Below are 18844 nucleotides of genomic sequence, written 5' to 3' on the forward strand. Positions count from 1 at the left end.
ATCCACCTGGGCGCGCATGGACGCGGTGTTTTCCGCAAAGGCCGGGCTGCGCGGATCGATAGCGGTGGGGAGGATGGGCATGGGGGGCCTCGCAATGACCGCGCTTGCCTTTTTCCCACCGTCACCCCGGCGTAGGCCGGGGTCCAGCATCGTAGGGCACAGCGCTTGTGAACTGGACCCCGGCCTACGCCGGGGTGACGGTGGAAAAGGTGGGAACCGCCACCCTCAAACCGTCTCGCGGAACAACTCCCGCCCGATCAGCATCCGGCGGATTTCGCTGGTGCCGGCGCCGATCTCATACAGCTTGGCGTCACGCAGCAGCCGACCGGTGGCGTAATCATTGATATAGCCATTGCCACCCAAAATCTGGATCGCATCCAGCGCCACCTGGGTGGCCTTTTCCGCCGCCAGCAGGATGGCACCGGCAGCATCTTTGCGGGTGATGCGCTTGGCATCCGCCGCCCGGCCCACGGCATAGACATAGGCGCGGCAGGAATTCAGCGCGACATACATGTCCGCCACCTTGCCCTGGATCAACTGGAACTCACCGATCGGCTGGCCAAACTGCTGGCGTTCATGGATATAGGGCACCACAATATCCAAGGCCGCCTGCATGATGCCCAGCGGCCCCGCCGCCAGCACGGCGCGTTCATAATCCAGGCCGGACATCAGCACCCGCACGCCACCATTCACTTGGCCCAGAACATTTTCTTCCGGGATTTCGCAATCCTGGAAGACCAGCTCGCCCGTGTGGCTGCCGCGCATCCCCAGCTTGTCCAGCTTCTGCGCGCAGGAGAAACCTTTGAAATTCTTTTCCACCAGAAAGGCGGTGATACCCTTCGGCCCGGCCGCCGGGTCGGTCTTGGCATAGACCACCAACACATCGGCATCCGGGCCGTTGGTGATCCACATCTTGGTGCCGTTCAGCACATAGCGGTCACCCTGCTTGTCGGCCCGCAGCTTCATGGATACCACGTCTGATCCCGCCCCAGGCTCGCTCATCGCCAGCGCCCCGATGAAATCGCCGCTGACCAGCTTGGGCAGATAGCGCGCCTTCTGGTCCGCATTGCCATTCAAACGGATCTGATTGACGCAGAGGTTGGAATGCGCGCCGTAGGACAGGCCGACAGAGGCCGAGGCGCGGGAGATTTCCTCCATTGCCACCATATGCTCCACATAGCCCATGGCGGCCCCGCCATATTCCTCCTCCACCGTCACGCCCAGCACGCCCAGATCGCCCATCTTCTTCCACAGATCCATGGGGAACTGGTCGGTGCGGTCGATCTCCGCCGCGCGCGGTGCGATCTCATTCCCAGCGAAGGCGGAGACGGCGTCGCGCAGCGCATCCGCCGTTTCGCCAAGGCCGAAATCGAACGGGGCAAGGCTGTTGCGCAGCATGGGCGTTTCCTCCATTTATGGCTTCTTATAGAAACGGTCATACGTTTTTTTAATGGCTAAATCAACCAGCATCCGCGCGGGTCTCAACCCGTCGGCAATGCGTTGCAGGGGCTTGACGCGACCAGCCCGGACGGCCGATGAAAGCCACCCGAACAAACCGCAGGAGCAACCCCATGGCCCGTACCGCCGGCAGCCACGGCCCCCGGACCATGGAGGCCATCCGCAAGGCGGCCCTGACGCTGATTTTCAAGAAGGGTTATGAGGCGCTGACCTTGCGGGAATTGGCCGTTGCCGTGGGCATCCAGCCCGGTTCCCTCTACAATCACGTGCGCAACAAACAGGATATCCTGTTTGATCTGGTGCATGACCATATGACGTTGCTGCTGGCAGAGGCAAAGGCCGCCATCCCGCCCGACCAGCCGCCCAAGGCACAGTTGGAAGGTTTCATTACCTTCCATGTGCTCTATCACATCACAAGGCGCGAACAGGTTTTCATCGCCAATTCGGAACTGCGCAGCCTGGAGCCCGCCAACCATGCGGCCATTGTGGGTTTGCGGCGGGACTATGAAGGGCTGCTGATCGATATCCTGCGCCGGGGGCGGGAGGATGGCAGTTTACGGGCGGATGAACCGACCATCACCGCCTATGCCATCCTCTCCATGCTGACCGGTATCTGCACCTGGTACCAACCGGGGGGGCGCAAAAGTGCCGAACAGTTGGTGGCCCTGCACCGTGACCTTATCCTGTCCGGCATTGCCACCCGCTGAACAGCCGGGCCGTCAGGCCGCCTGTTCCCCCGCATGTTCCACATCGTTCAGGAACTTCGCCACCTCGTCACGCAACTGATCGGCCTGTTCGGACAGGGAACCCGCCGCCCCATGCAACTGGGTGGAGGCGCTGAGGGTGAAATGCGTGCCCTCCCGCACCACGGCGATATTGTCCGACACTTCCGAGGTGCGGCGGGCGGCTTCATGCACATTGCGGCTGATCTCTGCCGTGGCAGCGGCCTGCTGGGTGACCGCGCTGGCGATGGTGCCGGAATTCTGACCGATCCGGTCGATGATATCGGCAATCTCCGCCATCATGGTGCCGGCATCACCGGCGGCACCCTGCACGGCACGGGCCTGGTCGGCAATATCGTCGGTGGCCTTGGCCGTCTGGTTGGCAAGGCTTTTCACTTCCGATGCCACCACGGCAAAGCCCTTGCCGGCCTCCCCTGCCCGCGCCGCCTCGATGGTGGCATTCAGTGCCAGCAGGTTGGTCTGGGCGGCAATGTCGGCGATCAGCCCCACCACACCCTGCACGCTTTCCACCACCTGGGCCAACTCGGCTACGGTGCTGCGGGCCTGATGCGCCTTTTCCACCGCCTGCCCCGTAATGCTGGAGGTGATTTCCACCTGCCGGCCGATTTCGGAGCTGGACGCCGTCAGCTCCTCTGTCGCCGCGGCAACGGTGCCGACATTGTCGCGGGCGATATGCGCCCCGTCCGCCACCATTTCCGACCGTTCCCCAGTTTCGCGGGCCTGGTCGCGTAGCCCCCCCGAGGTCGCCTCCAACTGGGCAGCAGCCGAGGCGACGGTACTCAGCCGGTCAGAGACGCGAGCCTTGAACTGGGCCATCAGTCGTTCCAGCGCTTCCTGGCGCCGCTGGCGGAATGCCTCTTCCTTGGCCTTTTCCGCTTCCAGGGCGCGGGCTGTCAACGCATTGTCGCGGAACACTGTCACGGCGGCGGCCATCTCACCCAACTCGTTCTGGGCGCTGGCATCCGGCACCCGCACATCCAGATCACCCCCGGCCAGACGGCGCATAACCAGTGTCAACTCATGCAGGGGGCGGCTGAGGGTGCGGCTGATGGCAAGCGACAGCAGAAAAACGATCACGCCAATCAGCAAAACGATGCTCAATTCCGACAGCATCGCCTTATGATATTGCTTCTCAATATCGTCAATATAGATGGCCGATCCGATGATCCAGCCCCATTCCGGCAATTGCTGCACAAAGGCCACCTTGTCAAAAGCCTCCGTGCCACCGCGCGGCCATTTGTAAAGGACGAAGCCTTTCTTGTCAGGCCCGGCGGCTACCTTAATGAATTCGCGGAACAGATAGGTTCCCCCCGAATCCTGATTGTCCCATTGCGAGGTTCCGACGACTTCCGGCGAGGTCGGATGCATGAGAACAAGCGCCTTGTCGTCATTCACCCAGATATATTCACCACCATAGCGCATGGCGCCCATGGCATCCAGCGAGGCACCCTGTGCCTCAGCGCGGCTTAGGATACCCTGTTTTTCCTGATCGGCGTAATGGCGAGCAACCGCAAGCGCGCCTTCCACCGCCATCTGCGCCTGTTGCTTGTGCTGCTGCACCAGTTGGTGATGCAACATTTCCGTATTGAAGACGGTATGCGCGATCAGGCCCAGGATCGACACAGCCACGATCATCCCCAAACGTCGCCCGATACGCGCGGTAGTGATGCTTTTCATGATAAGCGAGATCATTTATACCCCCCCGGGAAATCCAGCCCTAAGGTAAAACTACTTCCTTGGGGTATTTGGGGATGAAATTATTAACGATGTGTTAATTTTATAAATAAATCACAATTAACTCAATGTATTGATCCAGCTCAATGTCAAAAGGGCAAACAGGGTGTTTACTGAACTTTTTCCCAGCAAATCCAATGGTGAAGATGGGCGGTGAAGAAAAGGCCGCATTGCGGGAACCCCGTGAAGGGGTAACGGCCTCGGCAGCTCAATCACAATGACGCCGCCCCGCCAAAAATACAAGGGGCGGCAATATGGTTTGGATTATTCTGCTGCCTTACGCAGCACATAGTTCAGCTTGGCAAGCGCATTACGAGCCAGTGCGGCCCGGCCTGCGCTGGCCGGGCCCTGGATCACCACTTCCCGATTGGTGCGGGGATCAATGGCACTGACGCGGATGATCGAGCCCACCTGCTGGAATTCGATCAATATATCACCTTCCGTCAGCGGCTTATCGCGGCCGACCATTCCAGCACCTCGTCAGAGATCGGACGCGCTATAGGCGCCATAAGAGAGTGAATTGGTCCAGAAGCGCTCCAGCTTGCGCATGGTCTCGTTGCAGCGGGACAACTCATCAGGCGACATGCCGCTGCGGTCCAGCATTTCCACCTGCCGGGCAAACAGTTCCGACACCCGGTCACGCAACGCCAAGCCTTTTTCCGACAGGCGGACACGGACAGAGCGGCGATCATGCGCAGAGCGCTCCTGCGTCAAATAGCCGTTCTCGTGCATCTTCTTGACGTTATACGACACGTTGGAGCCCAGATAATAACCACGGGCAGTCAGCTCACCCACTGTCAGTTCATCATCGCCGATATTATAAAGGATGAGGCTCTGAACATTGTTGATATCCTGCACGCTCAGCCGATCCAACTCGACCTTCAGCACTTCCAGGAAATGGCGATGCAGCCGCTCAATGAGCAGGATGCTGTCATAATAAGGCTGGTGCAATGCCTTCTCCATTGAACTCGACCGCCCGCAGAACACGTCAAATGAAAGGCGTCAGCCAGACGCCCATTATCCACCGCCCGGCAGCGCCGGTATGTGAACTGCATAGCACGACACTAACCCGAGGTTAATGCCTGAATAATATCACAAGGGGAAGGCATCCATACAAATTGGAAAAAATTCGGGCAAAAAGCCGGTCAGGCGTTTCGCCGTGCCCCCAGCTTGGCCCGTGCAACGGAGAGTGAGCCGTTCAACGCCTGGCCAATCGCCCCACCATCGCCCTTGATATTGTCACGCACCAGCACATGCATCGCATCGATATGAAGACCCACCACCTGCATTTGGGCCGGCGTGGGTTCCGGCAGAGGAATCAGGAAGCTGTTCAATGCATGGGCGAAATCTGACAGCAAATCATAACCGAAGGTTTTTCCCAGAGTCAGAATTCCATCACTGATTTTGACGATGCGCCGCAGATGGGTGGCGCGGTTCTCCACATCATCCAGGGCCCGGCGATAGGCTGCGTGCAGATCGCTCAAATCCAGTTTCGTCTGCGCCTCATGCGCATCCGCCAGACGGGCCACATAGCTGTTTGCCCGCATGATCGCGGCGGGATCAATCCGGCCGGGTTTGCCATCGGCGGAGCCGCCCACCTTTTCGCGCAGCTTGTTGGGACGCTGGATGATCTCCACCGTGGGTTTTGCAGCGCCGGGCTTGACGTTATCGTTCATGGCCCCGCCATTCATGCCTGCATCCGCTGCTGGGCAATTTCATCGCTTTCTTCCAATGCTGCCCCGGATGGGGGCTCGCTCTTCTTCGGACTTTCGCCGATTCCATTCTGGCTGTCGATAACCATGTGGGCGCCATCTTCGACAACACGCACATCTTCGGGGCCCAGGCGGCGTTTTTCTTCCCCATCATAGGGCAGAGTCTGGCGCCGGCGATCGGGGCCGAAATAATTGGGCGCACGGACGAAGGCACGCGGCTTGTCGATGATGGCCAGCAGCCGGCTGGCAACATTCATCACCGACATCGGCTTGGCCAGATATTCCGTCACCCCGCTGTCGCGGGCCAGGCGTACGGCGGCTTCATCGGCATCGCCGCTCATCATCACAAAAGGCAGGAAACGGATCTTGTCGCTTTCATGGGCGCGGACCCAGCGCAGCAGTTCAATCCCGTCCTTCGGCTCCATCAGGTGATCGGCAAAGACGATATCGATATCCTTGCCAGCACCGTCCATCTGGGCCGACACCTCCAGCACGGCCATCGCCTCTTCGCCGTTTTCGGCCTGGATCATCTTGCCGACGCCCAAGCCCTTGAACACCGTCATCATGATGGAGCGGACAAAACGGTTATCATCCACCACCAGGATGGACAGACCGTCAAACCGATAATATTTGCCGCTGCTGGCCATGGATAGGAACCGGCCTTCAACCGAAACAGGTGGGAAGCCGACATCGGCCTCGCTCAGGCTTAATGATTGTTAAGAAAAAGGCAAGCCCAGACACAACATGCAAAAGCATAGCACCATACTATTTTATTAAAATCATGGTTTCCACCGCGTTCATTTAAATCGCATTAACAGGCTATCCGGAAAGACAGGTATCTGGAACCCCTGAGATTAACGGGTTGGTTACGCTCCAGACGTTACGACTCAGCGATAAATATGACGCTGGAGTGACAGAGATGGCGCAGACAGGGGGTAAACCCGCAACCGAGGAAGGCGTGATTGAGCGTACTGCCCTGATCATGCACGGCCTGTGCAATGAGCTGCAACAGAGCCTGCAACGCTCTGCCACGGAAGCAGACGATATCGACCTGGGCATGTTGATGGGATTGACCATGTATCTGGATGCTAGGCTGGGGCCGTTTCGAACCGACCGGCTGATGACCGCTGCACCCCAGATCATTCTGCGCACCGATGCCCATGTCACCCCGACACAGGATGCAGCCATCCGCTCCACCTTGCGCCGGCTGGGGCGGGTGCTTGCGACTCTGCCGTAACGAACCCCTATCTTATTGACCGAATTCGAAAAATATTAACAACCATTAACTATTTTTCCGCCTAAAATCCGGGCATTAGCTGAGATCTGCTGTACGCAGGCGGCCATTATTGTTCAGATTTAACGGGTCGTTATATATCGAAACGCTATATATCTTGACTACTTATGTCGGTTGACTATCGTGGCGCCAGTTTTGGAAGGGTCCATGATGATTGATGTTAAAACGCTCTGCCTCGGTGTTCTCAGCCGGGGTGACGCCTCTGGTTACGAGATCCGCAAGGAGTTCGAGGAGGGGCCGCTCAGCCATTTCAGTGATGCCGGATTCGGCTCCATCTATCCGGCGCTGCGTCGTCTGACCGAAGATGGTCATATTGTTATGCTGCCGCATAGCGGTGACGGACGCCCGGACAAGAAGCTGTACCGCATCACGCCGGCCGGCCGTCATGCGCTCTATCAGGCGCTGACGCGCGCGCCGGCACCGGACAAGCTGCGGTCAGACCTGATGTTCATCCTGACCTTCGGCCATCTTCTGCCGCCGCGTCATCTGGACCGGATCATCAGCGACCGCATCTCTGACTATCGCCGCCTGATTGCGACGATGGAGGCGCAGGAAAATCAGGTCGCCCGCACGCCGGGTGAAAGCTTTGTGGAAGGTATGGGTCTGGCGATCTATCGCGCCGTTGCCTCCTATCTGGAAGATCACCGGCATGAACTGGTGGCCGCCGCCCTGATGGAAAATCAGGTGGCTGAATAATCCAGGTCAATCACAGGTCGGCCAGGGCTGGCCACACGGCATCCGGCACCACCCCGGATGCCGTTTTGTTTTTGCCCCAACGAAACCTAAGCAGCCCTTGCCCTGTGGCGGTGGGCTGGGTTAACTGACATCTCCCATGCAGCCTCAGCCCAGCCCCGCACCAGCACCCCGTTCGGCTGCCCCCCACTCTTCACCGGTGGCGGCATCGGCGCGGCGCATCCGGGCGATGGTGTTGCGCAACTGGTACCTGATCCGCCGATCCTGGCCGCGTCTGCTGGAACTCTGTTATTGGCCGACGGTGCAGCTGCTGATCTGGGGCTTCATGTCGCAGTTTCTGCGGGGGCAGGCCGGCTGGGTTGCCGGCACCGTGTCAGTACTAATTGCCGCCGTGCTGCTGTGGGAAGTGCTGGTGCGCACCCAGATCGGCATGAGCATTACCTTTCTGGAAGAACTGTGGAGCCGCAACCTGGGCAACCTGTTCGTCAGCCCGCTGCGGCCCTGGGAATGGGTGGTGTCGCTGGTGGTGATGGGTCTGATCCGGGTGTTGATCGGGCTGGCCCCGCCGGTGCTGATCGCGGCCCTGCTGTTTGACTATAATCTCTTGTCCCTGGGCCTGCCGCTGGCGGGGTTTTTCGCCAACCTGATGACGCTGGGCGTCGCCCTCGGGCTGCTCACTTCAGGGATTATTCTCCGCCACGGGCTGGGGGCGGAAATGCTGGCCTGGATGGCTGTCTTCGTTCTGGCACCCTTTTCCGCCGTCTATTACCCGGTGGCGGCCCTGCCCCACTGGTTGCAACCGGTCGCCCTGGCCCTGCCCACCGCCCATGTCTTCGAAGGGATGCGGGCCATCCTGAATGGTACAGGGCTTGCCTGGGGGCATCTGCTTGGCGCCGTGCTGCTTAACCTTCTCTATCTGGGGCTTGCCGCCCTATACTTCCTGCGGGCGTTCGGCAATGCGCGCCAGCGCGGCGCCCTGTTGCAAACCGGGGAGTAGGGAGAGAAGGGCTTTGGCCAGCGGCTTGCGCAAATATGCGATACAGAAGCCCAAAGGGGCGAAATGGGAGACCCTGTCCCTGGTGGATGATCTGCGCCAGGGACAGGCAGAGTTCCGCACGGCGGTAGAATTACACGGAAAAACACCCGTCCGCCTGATCCAGGTGGATTTCACCGGCGATGAGGCGCTGGCCGATTTCGACTGGCATCTGATTGAGCTGCATGACCCAAACAAGGGGGCGCGGCCGCGCCCCACCGTGGTGGCTGGCCGCGAACGGGGACAGAAACCGCCGAAACCCGGCCGCAAGCCGCCCTCGGCTTCCCCTCAGCCGGCCGCAAGCCGCACCAAGGGCCAGCCCCCCGGCCCGGGAGAGAAGGTGCCGGTGCCTTACAAGACATATGTCGCCGCCTTCCTGTTCGGTGTGCTGGCGATCATCATCTGGGCAGTCACGTTTAAAATGTGAATGACGAAGGGAGAGGCTGGGTTGCGGCGGCCGCCGATCAGGCGAGACCGCCGCCCACCGCGCGGTCAAGCCGCCGGCTCTTCCTTCCCAGCAGAAGCCGCTGGAGACGCCGTTTCGCCCTCCCCTGGTTCCCCCTTCAGGCGGGCAGCTTCCATGGCCAGGGTGCGATAGCGCTTGGCGGAAAACGGGATGCTGGCCAGATAGGCCAGACCCACCGCCGTCAGCGTGGCCCAGGGCGCGCTGACCATGGCGGCGGCTGTCATGCCGACACCCAGCAGCAAAAATACCACATAGCGCTGCGGGATGCGCAAACCCTTCAGGGAGAAGGTGGGAATGGCGCTGATCATCAGGCCCGCCACGCCAACCGTCCAGGGCACCACCAGGATAGGGCTGTCGAACCAGCCCTCCCCCACTTCCAGCGTGGCGATCAGCGGCAGCAGGGCCAGAAAGGCCCCAGCCGGTGCCGGCACACCCGTAAAGTAATTATAGGCAAAGGGCGGCTTTTCCGCCGCCGCCCCCAGCATGGTGTTGAACCGCGCCAGCCGCAAAGCCGCGCAGACGCCCATCACCAGGGCCGCCATCCAGCCAAAGGTGCGGGCATCAGCCAGCGCCCAAAGGTAAAGGATCATTGCCGGGGCCACGCCGAAGCTGACCACGTCGGACAGGCTGTCCAGCTCCTCACCGAACTTGCTCTGCGCGTTCAACATGCGGGCAATATGCCCATCCAACAGGTCGAACAGGGCGCCAACGGCAATGGCCAGCACGGCCTCCTTCCACTTGCCTTCCATGGCAAAGCGGATACCCGTCATGCCCGATGCCAGATTGAGCATCGTCAGCATGTTGGGCAGCAGCCGGTTGATGGGCAGACCGCGCAGCCGGGGCGGCCGCAGCCGCTTCTGACGCAGGCGGGGAGCGGGACGCGGCGGCACCCCCCCCATCAGCGAACCTCGCCCCCGCGTTGCGGTTCAGTACCGACCAGATCGGCCAGCACGGTCTCACCGGCGATCATCTTCTGGCCGATCACCACCAGCGGAGCGACCTCATCGGGCAGATAGACATCGCAACGGCTGCCGAAACGGATCAGGCCATAACGTTCGCCCGCCCGCACCGGCTGGCCAGGGGCCACCCACCACAGGATACGGCGTGCCACCAGACCGGCGATCTGCACAAACGCCATTTCCCGCCCGTCGGGCAGGGTCATGCGGATGGACATGCGCTCGTTCTCGTCGCTGGCCTTGTCGAAGGAAGCGTTGAGGAACTTGCCCGGATGATATTCGGCGCTATGCACCGTGCCGTCGGTCGGCACACGGTTCACATGCACGTCGAACACGTTCAGGAAGATGGAGATGCGGGTCAGCTTTACATCGCCCATGCCCAGCTCGGGCGGCGGCGATGCCTTGGTGATCATGATGACACGGCCATCGGCCGGGCTGACCACCAAGCCGGGGCGGGTGGGCGTCACACGATCGGGATCGCGGAAGAAATAGACGCACCAGGCGGTCAGCACCAGACCGATCCAGCCCAACGCCGTGGACCAGGTGAACAGCAGCGCCGACACGATGGCGAACAGGGCGATGAACGGCCAGCCGGCCTTGTTGATCGGAACGATGACGGTTTTCAGCGCAGACATTGGCGAAGCGGCTACCCGCTGGTGATTGAAACGAAAAGCCATACTAGACAGTCGGCCAATGGAAATTAAGCCAATTCGACGAAGGGCACCGGTGCGATGGCGGCAGATGGCCCCTTACTATCGCCAAGGGCCTAATCAAGGGGTGTCAGACCCAAGTTGGACTGTCGCTTAAGACGGCTTGGTCCATTATCAATGGGAACAACCCCCTGGTTGTTCCCTGATGCCCCTCACCTGATGGTTCCCCGATGGCCGCGTCCCCACTGCGAATCCTGATTTGCGAAGATGAATCGCTGATCGCGCTCGGCCTCTGCGCCATCGTGGAGGATGCTGGCCATATTGTCTGCGGCACCTGCGCCACGGCGGTAGAGGCGGTGGCCGCCGCCATCACCCACCGGCCCGATCTGGTATTGATGGATGTGATGCTGCGGGGCGGAGAAGATGGCATTGCCGCCGCGCTGGAAATCCGCCAGCGCCTGGATATCCCCTGCCTGTTCATGAGTGCGGTGGACGCCCCCGCCGTGCGGGAACGGATGGAAGCCGCGCGCCCGCTGGGCTTCATCGCCAAACCCTATCGCCCCGCCGACCTGCTGCAACAGTTGCAGCGGCTGGTTTGAAGCCGTGCTTTGAGCTAAATGGGGGCATGTCGACGCAACCGCTCCCCCTCTTCCCGCCCCTGCCGATTGACGAGGCGCTGCCGGCCTTGCTGGCCGCGCTCAGCAATGGCCCCAATGCCACGCTGCAGGCCCCGCCCGGTGCCGGTAAAACCACCCGCGTGCCGCTGGCCCTGCTGGACCAGCCCTGGCGCGGCGATGGCCGCATCATCATGCTGGAACCCCGCCGGCTGGCCGCCCGGGGTGCTGCCCGCCGCATGGCCGCCATGCTGGGGGAGGAGGTGGGCGGCACGGTTGGTTACCGCGTCCGCCTGGATAGCCGCGTTTCCGCCCGCACCCGGATTGAGGTGGTGACCGAAGGCATCTTCCTGCGCCAGCTCCAATCCGACGCCTCGCTGGACGGGGTGGCCGCCGTGCTGTTCGACGAATTCCATGAACGCAGCCTGGATGCCGATCTGGCCCTGGCCTTCTGTCTGCAAAGCCAGGCACTGCTGCGCGACAATCTGCGTCTGCTGGTGATGTCGGCCACGCTGGATGGCGGGCCGGTGGCAGGGCTGTTGGGGGGTGCACCACTGATCACCTCCGAAGGCCGCGCCCATCCGGTGGAAACCCGCTGGGCAGAGCCCAATGGCGGGGAGCGGATGGAAGATGCCACCGCCCGCACCATCCGCCGCGCACTGGCCGAAGAGATGGGCAGCCTGCTGGTCTTCCTACCCGGCAGCGGGGAAATCCGCCGGGTGGAGCGGTTGCTGGGCGAAGGCCGCCTGCCGGCCGACGTGATGCTGACCCCGCTTTATGGCGACCTGTCGCTGGAAGCCCAGGATGCCGCCATCCGCCCCGCCCCGGATGGCAAGCGCAAGGTGGTGCTGGCAACCTCCATCGCCGAGACCAGCCTGACCATCGAAGGGGTGCGGGTGGTGATCGACAGCGGCCTGTCGCGGCTGGCCCGGTTCGATCCGCGCAGCGGCATGGGCCGGCTGGAAACCGTGCGTTCCTCCCGCGCCTCTGCCGATCAGCGGCGGGGCCGCGCCGGGCGTACCGCGCCCGGCATCTGTTATCGCCTGTGGTCAGAAGCCGCCGACCGCGCCCTGGCCGCCTTCACCCCGCCGGAGATTGCGCGGGCCGATCTGGCCCCGCTGGCGCTGGAACTGGCGCAATGGGGCATCCATGATGCCGCCGAACTGGCCTGGCTGGACCAACCGCCCGCCCCTTCCCTGTCGCAGGCGCGGGAGTTGCTGCGCCAGTTGGGTGCCCTGGACGATGGAAACCGAATCACCCGGCATGGGCAAGCGATGGCCGGGCTGGGGCTGCATCCGCGCCTGGCCCATCTGGTACTGCGCGGGCGGGAACTGGGGCGGACGCGGCTAGCCTGCCGCGTCGCGGCCCTGATCGGGGAGCGGGACATTCTGCGCGGCGGCAGCGGGATGCGCGATGCCGACCTGCGCACCCGTCTGGACCATCTGGCCGAACGCGGGCGCGGGGGCGAGGTGGATCGCGGCGCCCTGCATCAGGCCCTGGATTCGGCCCGCCAGTTGGAACGGCAGGTCGGCGGGCCGCCGGGGGACATGGATCATGATGGGGCCGGCCTGCTGCTGGCCCTGGCCTATCCCGACCGTATCGCCCAGCGCCGCCCCGGCAGCCCCGGCCAGTACCGGCTTTCCGGCGGCCGTGGGGCAGCGCTGGACCCGACCGACGCGCTGGCCAGCCGTGACTGGCTGGCCGTGGCCGATCTGGATGGCCAGGGCCGCGATGCCCGCGTCTTCCTGGCGGCCCCGGTGACCCAGGCGGAGTTGGAGGAAGCCTTCGCCGGCGACATCGTAGCGGAAACCCTGGTGGAATGGGATGGCCGCGAACAGGCGGTGAAGGCCCGCCGTCGTCGTCGCCTGTTCGCCCTTTCCCTGAAGGAAGAACTGCTGCAGAACCCGCCGGCGGAGGCCGTGATGCCGGCCCTGTTGCAGGGCATCCGGGAAATGGGGCTGGCCTGCCTGCCTTGGAGCAAGGAGCTGGAAAGCTGGCGCACCCGCGTCGCCTTCCTGCATCGCGCCGCGCCAGAACGCTGGCCCGACATGTCCGACACCGCCCTGCTGGCCACGCTGGAGGATTGGCTGGCCCCCTATCTGGCCGGGGTGATGCGGCGCAGCCACCTGGACCGCATCGATCTGCACGCCGCCTTGACCGGCCTGCTGGACTGGAACAGCCAGCAGGCCCTGAATGCCGAAGCGCCCACCCATCTGACCGTCCCCACCGGCAACCGCATCCCCATTGATTATACCGGCGAGGAGCCAGTTCTGGCCGTGCGGCTGCAGGAACTGTTCGGGCTGGCCGAAACGCCGCGCCTGGGCGGTGGGCGGGTGCCGGTGCTGCTGCACCTGCTGTCGCCAGCCCACCGGCCCGTGCAGGTGACGCGCGATCTGGCCGGGTTCTGGAAAGGCTCCTACCGCGAGGTGAAGAAGGATCTGGCCGGGCGCTATCCGCGCCATTACTGGCCAGACGACCCGCTGGAAGCCGAACCGACGGCCCGCGCCAAGCGGCGGGGCACCTGACGGGCGTGAAAAACCCGGAAAACCAAGGATTTGGAAAAAATTTATTCGGCTTCGTCATTTTCCTTGTTGCCAGCCCCCCGTCCCTTTGCTAGAAGCACGGCCACCGCGACGGCGCCCCGATAGCTCAGCGGTAGAGCAACCGCTTCGTAAGCGGTAGGCCGTTGGTTCAAATCCGACTCGGGGCACCACGCGCGCCAGTTTAGGGCCCGCTGCTGACAAGGCAGCGGGCCTTTTACGTTTTCGGGCCTGTCCACACGTGCCAAAAGAAAACCCCCGCAGCCGGTGCCGGCTGCGGGGGTTTCAATGGAATCAGCCCCGATGTGCCGGCGCCCTTCAATGCTCCAGCGCTTCCGCCTTGTTGTGGCGCACCGAGGACCAGAAGGACAGGCCGATGAAGGTGGCACCGATCAGGCCGGTCAGCACTTCTGGAATATGGGTCAGGGTCTGGGCATACATGATGATGGCCAGGGCCAGGATGGCCCAGAAGGCACCATGTTCCAGATAGCGATATTCGGCCAGCGTGCCCTTATCCACCAGCATGATGGTCATGGAACGCACATAGAAGGCACCCACCCCCAAACCAATGGCGATGACGAACAGGTTGTTGGAAAGGGCAAAGGCGCCAATCACCCCGTCGAAGGAGAAGGAGGCATCCAGCAGTTCCAGATAGAGGAAGGAGGCGGCACCGGATTTATAGACCCCGTCCATCGTCTCCTGGCTGGCTTCCATATAGCCGGCGACCCCTTTCACCGCGACAAAGGCCACCATCCCCAGGATGCCGGCCACCAGGAACTCCCGCGCATCCTCGCCCAGGAACGTACTGACGCCATAGAGCGCCAGCAACACCAGGACAATTTCGATGGATTCGATGTTGGCCGCCTTAGCCAGGCGGCGTTCAATAAAGGCCACCCAATGGGTATCCTTCTCCTTGTCGAAGAAGAATTTCAAGCCGACCATGAACAGGAAGGTACCGCCGAACGCGGCGATGCCGACATGCGCATCGGTCAGGATCTGGGCATAGCGGTCGGGCTCCTCCACCGCCAGCGTCACCGCCTCAATCGGTCCCAGTTGGGCGGCGATGGCGACAATCAGCAGCGGGAAGATGATCCGCATCCCGAAAACGGCAATCAGAATGCCCCACGTCAGAAAGCGCCGGCGCCATTTGGCATCCATGTCCTTCAAAATGGTGGCATTCACCACCGCATTATCGAAGGATAGCGAAATTTCCAGCACGCAGAGCACACAAACAATGAAGGCCGTGCCCATCGCACCGGCCAGGGTGCCCGTGGCATTGTAGCCCAGAAAGGCACCCGCCAGCAGACCCACTACCGTGAACAGGAAGGACCAGTTGAAGTAGCTGAGCGTCGATTTTTGCGTCATGGCGGGGGCTGCTCTCATCGGAACCGGGGCTGTTTTGAATGGCCGAACCAGAGTGAATGGCCCCGTTTCGGCACATCCCCACCACACGGTCTGCGGCGAGGTGCCCCATGCTTGTCCGTGACAAGCCCGCCAATGGCAAGCCCCGCTTACGCAACGGTGCCTTCCTGGCACCGGCGCAAACGGGGCACCCCTGCCCCGATCAACCGGCGCGGATACCGCCGATGAAGCGGTCCATCTCCATCGTCAGGGCCTGGGATTGGTCCAGCAGCCCGGCGGCGGCGGTCTGCACCTGGCTGGCATTGCGGTCCGTCTCCCCGGCCAGTTGCTGCACGCCATTGACGTTTTCGATCACGCCTTGGGCACCATTGGCTGCCTGCTGCACATTGCGGGCAATTTCCCGCGTGGCCGCCCCCTGCTCCTCCACCGCCGAAGCGATGGCGGTGGAGGCCTGATTGATGGCGACAATGGTGTCGCTGATCTTCTCAATCGCGCTGACCACCGAACCGGTAGCACCCTGGATGGTGCTGATCTGGGCTCCGATCTCATCGGTGGCGCGGGCTGTCTGGCCAGCGAGGTTCTTCACCTCCCCAGCCACCACGGCAAAGCCCTTGCCCGCTTCACCCGCCCGCGCCGCCTCAATCGTGGCGTTCAACGCCAGCAGGTTGGTCTGGCTGGCAATGGCATTGATCAGATTGACCACATCACCAATCTTGGCCGCCGCACTGGACAGGCTGCGCACCATTTCATTGGCACGCTGTGTCTCATCCACGGCGCGGCCGCTCATCTCGGCAGAACGCGTCACCTCCACCCCAATTTCCTTAATGGAGGCGGAGAGTTCTTCTGCGGCAGCGGCAACAATCTGGATGCCGCTGCCGGCCTCGTTGGCAGCGCGCAGAGCGCCCGTCGACTGGCGGGTCGATTGCGTGGCCACGCTGCTCAGCGCGTCGGACGTGGCGCGCAACTGGGTCGCCTCGGCCACCACACCATCGACAATCCCCTTGATCTCACTCTCGAAGCCATCGGCAAGCGCCAGCATGGCCCGCCGCCGCTCCTGTGCGGCGCGGGCGGCGGCCTGTTCATTCTCCTGGCGCAGGCTTTCCACAGCCAGGCTGTTTTCCTTGAACACCTGCACGGCCCGCGCCATGTCCCCCATCTCATCCCGGCGTTCTGTTCCCGTGACCGGGGCCGCCAGATCGCCAGAGGCCAGACGCCGCATCACGCTCGACAGGCCGGTGATCGGGCCACTGACGGCCCGGCCGATATAGAGTGAGGCCGCCAGCAGCAGCACGACCACAACAACCAGCACAGCCGCCGCCTGATAGAGTTCCTCCCGGAAGGCGCTTTCAATATCATCAACATAGACGCCCGACGCGATCACCCAGTTCCAGGCAGTGAAGGGGGCGTTATAGGAAATCTTCTCGAAAGCAGCGTCACCGCCGCCGGGCTTGGTGAAGCGATAGGTGGTATAGCCACCGCCTGCCTGGGCCTTGGAGATCTGGTCCCGCAGAAAGGCGAAGCCATCCACATCCTTTTCGTCGATACGCTGTTTGCCCTCCAGTTCCCGTCGGGTGCCGTGCACCTCCGTGATGCCATTGACATTATAGATGAAGAAATAATCACCTTTGGCGAAACGCAAAGCCCGAATGGCATCCTTTGCCCGGGCCTGGGCATCTTCCTGTGACAAGCGTCCCGCAACCGACTCCTTGTTATAGAAATCAGCAATACTGACAGCAACCTCAACAACATTACGGATAGAATGCTAACGCTCCCCATACATAGTTGAACGAATATTCAACAAATCATAGGCGATCATTCCCAGTGGAAATATTATTGCAACAATAACAAGTATCAAGATTTTGCGGGTGATGGGCGTGTTATGTAACATTATAACCCTCTCAAATGCCATAAATAGGGTAATTCCATAATTTCCCGACTTTGAATCAGGCGAAATTCAAAAACCTCCCTTGCGCTAAGGCTGTCCTGATGTCCTCAGAAATTTTCAGATTGCCGGTGAGAGTGATTTGCAGTATCTAACCAGGGCCGCCGGACGATGGCGGCAAAAGGCCGGGGAATGGCATGTACGTCTGTGTCTGCAACGCCATCAACTGCAAGTCTGTGCGCCGCACCGTGGAAAATGGGGCGTCCAGCGTCGCGTCAGTTTTCAAGGCCTGCGGCAAGACCCCGCAATGCGGCCGCTGCGTCAGCATGATCCGCGACATGGTGGGGGCCGCCCGCCCCAGCGCCTGCAATGATCACGCCCATGGCCATGACATGGCCCCCGCCATCGCAGCGGAATGAGTGGCTTAGCCAGCAAATTTAAAGTTTTGGTTGAGTGATCAGGGGGCCGGGGCCGGCACACCCGCCCGGATGCGGTTGATCTGTTTCCAGGCCGCCTGCCCCATCGGCTCCCCCTCCATCCCGCCGGGCAGGGGCAGCGGATCGGTCACCCCCTCCCCATAAATTACCCGATACTGGCGCTCCGCATCCTGGGGTCGGCCGACCTTCTCATAGATTTCCGCCAACCGGTAACGGGCCAGCATGTCCTGGGGTTCGTCGCGCACCCGCTCCTCATAAAATCGCTGAGCCATGACATAATCATGCGCGGCCAGTGCAGCCTCCGCGCGTTCCCGGTTCAGGTCGCGCCAGGGCATGATCGGCATACGCGGCAGAGAACAGCCGCCCAGCAACAGCAGGCCCAGCATTCCTGTCGCCATAAGCCTGTTTGCCCGCATCATCCCCTCCCTAACTGCCATTGCCGGCAGAGTCGCGCGGAACGGATCGGTCGGCAAGCTCAATGCGCGGGCTGAAAGCGGAAAGCGACAGAACGGCACAGCAGCACCCAGGCCGTCCCAAAGGCCCAGCCGCCCAGCACATCGCTGGGCCAATGCACCCCCAGCACCACCCGGCTGATGCCGATGGCCAGCGGCAGGCCGCAACCCAGCGCCAGCACATAGGTCTTTACGGCGGGCCGGCTCACCCGGTCGGCCACGATCAGGGCCAGACTGAGATAGGTGACGGTCGACATGGTGGCATGGCTGCTGGGGAAGCTGGAGGTCAAGACCTCCACCGCATGGGGAACCAGATCGGGCCGGGGGCGCACGAAGGCCAGCTTCAACCCCATCCCCAGCAGCAGCCCGCCCCCGGCACTGACCAGCATCAGGGCCGCGTCGACCGGCCGATCCAGCAGACGCAGCAGAATGGCCGCCAGCAGGGCAACACTGAGGGTGACCGGCAGGCCCCCCATGGCCGTCAGATCCTCAACATAGATCAACAGCCAGCGCGGCAGGCGATAGAGTGCGGGATCGGTTGCATCGCGCCACACGGTCAGCATCATCCCTTCGACATGATCACCGGCTAAACCCACCATGAAAAGACCGGTCAGGCAGAGCGCCGCCACCAGCATCAGCAACCGTCTCTCTGCCTGCATCATCTCTCCTGCTTCAGCGATCTGAACCAACGGTATAACCCGGCGGATAGGCCGGTTGATCCGCTATTGTCGGTCCGGTCGCATCCGTCCATTGTTGAAAAAATAACCAGGATCGGGGCCTTTCACCTAACGGCTCCCGATCGAAAATCATCTGCATAG

At 62.1% G+C, this 18844-nt stretch carries 20 protein-coding genes and 1 tRNA gene; 9 read left to right on the forward strand and 12 right to left on the reverse strand.

The annotated features are described in order from the left end of the window. Positions 1-225 precede the first annotated feature (225 nt). A complete protein-coding gene (locus tag GE253_RS13255) occupies positions 226-1413 on the reverse strand; it encodes an isovaleryl-CoA dehydrogenase (RefSeq protein ID WP_282183218.1) in 1188 nt (395 codons plus the stop codon). A gap of 158 nt (positions 1414-1571) precedes the next feature. Here GE253_RS13255 and GE253_RS13260 point away from each other — a divergent pair, with 158 nt between their 5' ends. Continuing rightward, positions 1572-2165: a TetR/AcrR family transcriptional regulator gene (locus GE253_RS13260; RefSeq protein ID WP_153204596.1), complete on the forward strand. Its 594-nt coding sequence runs from the start codon at positions 1572-1574 to the stop codon at positions 2163-2165. Between the two features lie 12 nt (positions 2166-2177). On the opposite strand, the gene GE253_RS13265 is transcribed toward GE253_RS13260, so the two are convergent. The 5 genes from GE253_RS13265 to GE253_RS13285 all read right to left on the reverse strand — a co-directional run bounded on the left by GE253_RS13265 (position 2178) and on the right by GE253_RS13285 (position 6294). Then, a complete protein-coding gene (locus GE253_RS13265) occupies positions 2178-3878 on the reverse strand; it encodes a methyl-accepting chemotaxis protein (RefSeq protein ID WP_173012627.1) in 1701 nt (566 codons plus the stop codon). Between the two features lie 321 nt (positions 3879-4199). Beyond that, on the reverse strand, positions 4200-4403 hold the full coding sequence (locus GE253_RS13270) for a hypothetical protein (protein ID WP_153204598.1): 204 nt from the start codon (positions 4401-4403) through the stop codon (positions 4200-4202). Between the two features lie 12 nt (positions 4404-4415). Beyond that, the gene (locus GE253_RS13275) at positions 4416-4898 is read right to left on the reverse strand and encodes a MarR family winged helix-turn-helix transcriptional regulator (RefSeq protein ID WP_247878640.1); all 483 of its coding nucleotides are present in this window, start codon (positions 4896-4898) and stop codon (positions 4416-4418) included. 182 nt (positions 4899-5080) lie between these two features. Further along, complete coding sequence (locus tag GE253_RS13280; protein WP_153204599.1) at positions 5081-5611, reverse strand: hypothetical protein; 531 nt, start codon at positions 5609-5611, stop codon at positions 5081-5083. Between the two features lie 11 nt (positions 5612-5622). Next, complete coding sequence (locus tag GE253_RS13285) at positions 5623-6294, reverse strand: response regulator (protein WP_153204600.1); 672 nt, start codon at positions 6292-6294, stop codon at positions 5623-5625. 272 nt (positions 6295-6566) lie between these two features. Between GE253_RS13285 and GE253_RS13290 the strand changes: the two genes are divergently transcribed. The 4 genes from GE253_RS13290 to GE253_RS13305 all read left to right on the forward strand — a co-directional run bounded on the left by GE253_RS13290 (position 6567) and on the right by GE253_RS13305 (position 9094). Continuing rightward, the gene (locus tag GE253_RS13290) at positions 6567-6884 is read left to right on the forward strand and encodes a hypothetical protein (protein ID WP_153204601.1); all 318 of its coding nucleotides are present in this window, start codon (positions 6567-6569) and stop codon (positions 6882-6884) included. A gap of 204 nt (positions 6885-7088) precedes the next feature. Then, entirely contained in the window at positions 7089-7637 is a 549-nt protein-coding gene (locus GE253_RS13295; RefSeq protein ID WP_247878641.1) for a PadR family transcriptional regulator, read from the forward strand. 226 nt (positions 7638-7863) lie between these two features. Next, the gene (locus tag GE253_RS13300) at positions 7864-8631 is read left to right on the forward strand and encodes an ABC transporter permease (protein WP_247878642.1); all 768 of its coding nucleotides are present in this window, start codon (positions 7864-7866) and stop codon (positions 8629-8631) included. A gap of 13 nt (positions 8632-8644) precedes the next feature. Then, the gene (locus GE253_RS13305; protein WP_153204603.1) at positions 8645-9094 is read left to right on the forward strand and encodes a hypothetical protein; all 450 of its coding nucleotides are present in this window, start codon (positions 8645-8647) and stop codon (positions 9092-9094) included. A 65-nt stretch (positions 9095-9159) separates the two neighbouring features. Here the strand turns inward: GE253_RS13305 and pssA are convergent, their stop codons facing one another. After that, on the reverse strand, positions 9160-10032 hold the full coding sequence (pssA, locus tag GE253_RS13310) for a CDP-diacylglycerol--serine O-phosphatidyltransferase (protein WP_153204604.1): 873 nt from the start codon (positions 10030-10032) through the stop codon (positions 9160-9162). After that, positions 10032-10766 carry a phosphatidylserine decarboxylase gene (locus GE253_RS13315; RefSeq protein WP_282183219.1) on the reverse strand — a complete coding sequence of 245 codons (735 nt, stop codon included), beginning with the start codon at positions 10764-10766 and terminating at the stop codon, positions 10032-10034. The genes pssA and GE253_RS13315 overlap by 1 nt, the downstream gene beginning before the upstream one ends. Positions 10767-10969: 203 nt before the next feature. Here GE253_RS13315 and GE253_RS13320 point away from each other — a divergent pair, with 203 nt between their 5' ends. The 3 genes from GE253_RS13320 (at position 10970) to GE253_RS13330 (ending at position 14066) form a co-directional block, all read left to right on the forward strand. Next, positions 10970-11338, forward strand: a complete 369-nt coding sequence (locus tag GE253_RS13320) for a response regulator (RefSeq protein ID WP_153204606.1) — start codon at positions 10970-10972, stop codon at positions 11336-11338. Positions 11339-11364: 26 nt separating this feature from the next. Beyond that, positions 11365-13878, forward strand: coding sequence for an ATP-dependent helicase HrpB (gene hrpB, locus GE253_RS13325; RefSeq protein WP_153204607.1), 2514 nt, complete (start codon positions 11365-11367; stop codon positions 13876-13878). Between the two features lie 113 nt (positions 13879-13991). Then, a tRNA-Thr gene (locus GE253_RS13330) sits at positions 13992-14066 on the forward strand. Positions 14067-14211: 145 nt separating this feature from the next. Here GE253_RS13330 and GE253_RS13335 read toward each other — a convergent pair. Together GE253_RS13335 and GE253_RS26680 are read right to left on the reverse strand one after the other, a co-directional pair. After that, on the reverse strand, positions 14212-15258 hold the full coding sequence (locus GE253_RS13335) for a DUF475 domain-containing protein (protein WP_153204608.1): 1047 nt from the start codon (positions 15256-15258) through the stop codon (positions 14212-14214). Between the two features lie 199 nt (positions 15259-15457). Next, the gene (locus GE253_RS26680; protein WP_348770853.1) at positions 15458-17011 is read right to left on the reverse strand and encodes a cache domain-containing protein; all 1554 of its coding nucleotides are present in this window, start codon (positions 17009-17011) and stop codon (positions 15458-15460) included. Positions 17012-17334: 323 nt separating this feature from the next. Between GE253_RS26680 and GE253_RS13345 the strand changes: the two genes are divergently transcribed. After that, positions 17335-17556, forward strand: coding sequence for a (2Fe-2S)-binding protein (locus tag GE253_RS13345; protein ID WP_153204609.1), 222 nt, complete (start codon positions 17335-17337; stop codon positions 17554-17556). Between the two features lie 38 nt (positions 17557-17594). On the opposite strand, the gene GE253_RS13350 is transcribed toward GE253_RS13345, so the two are convergent. Then, positions 17595-17972: a tetratricopeptide repeat protein gene (locus GE253_RS13350; RefSeq protein ID WP_173012628.1), complete on the reverse strand. Its 378-nt coding sequence runs from the start codon at positions 17970-17972 to the stop codon at positions 17595-17597. Positions 17973-18049: 77 nt separating this feature from the next. Next, complete coding sequence (locus GE253_RS13355; RefSeq protein ID WP_153204611.1) at positions 18050-18715, reverse strand: phosphatase PAP2 family protein; 666 nt, start codon at positions 18713-18715, stop codon at positions 18050-18052. Between the last annotated feature and the right edge of the window lie 129 nt (positions 18716-18844).

It is taken from the genome of Niveispirillum sp. SYP-B3756, from assembly GCF_009495745.1.
Classification (GTDB): domain Bacteria; phylum Pseudomonadota; class Alphaproteobacteria; order Azospirillales; family Azospirillaceae; genus Niveispirillum.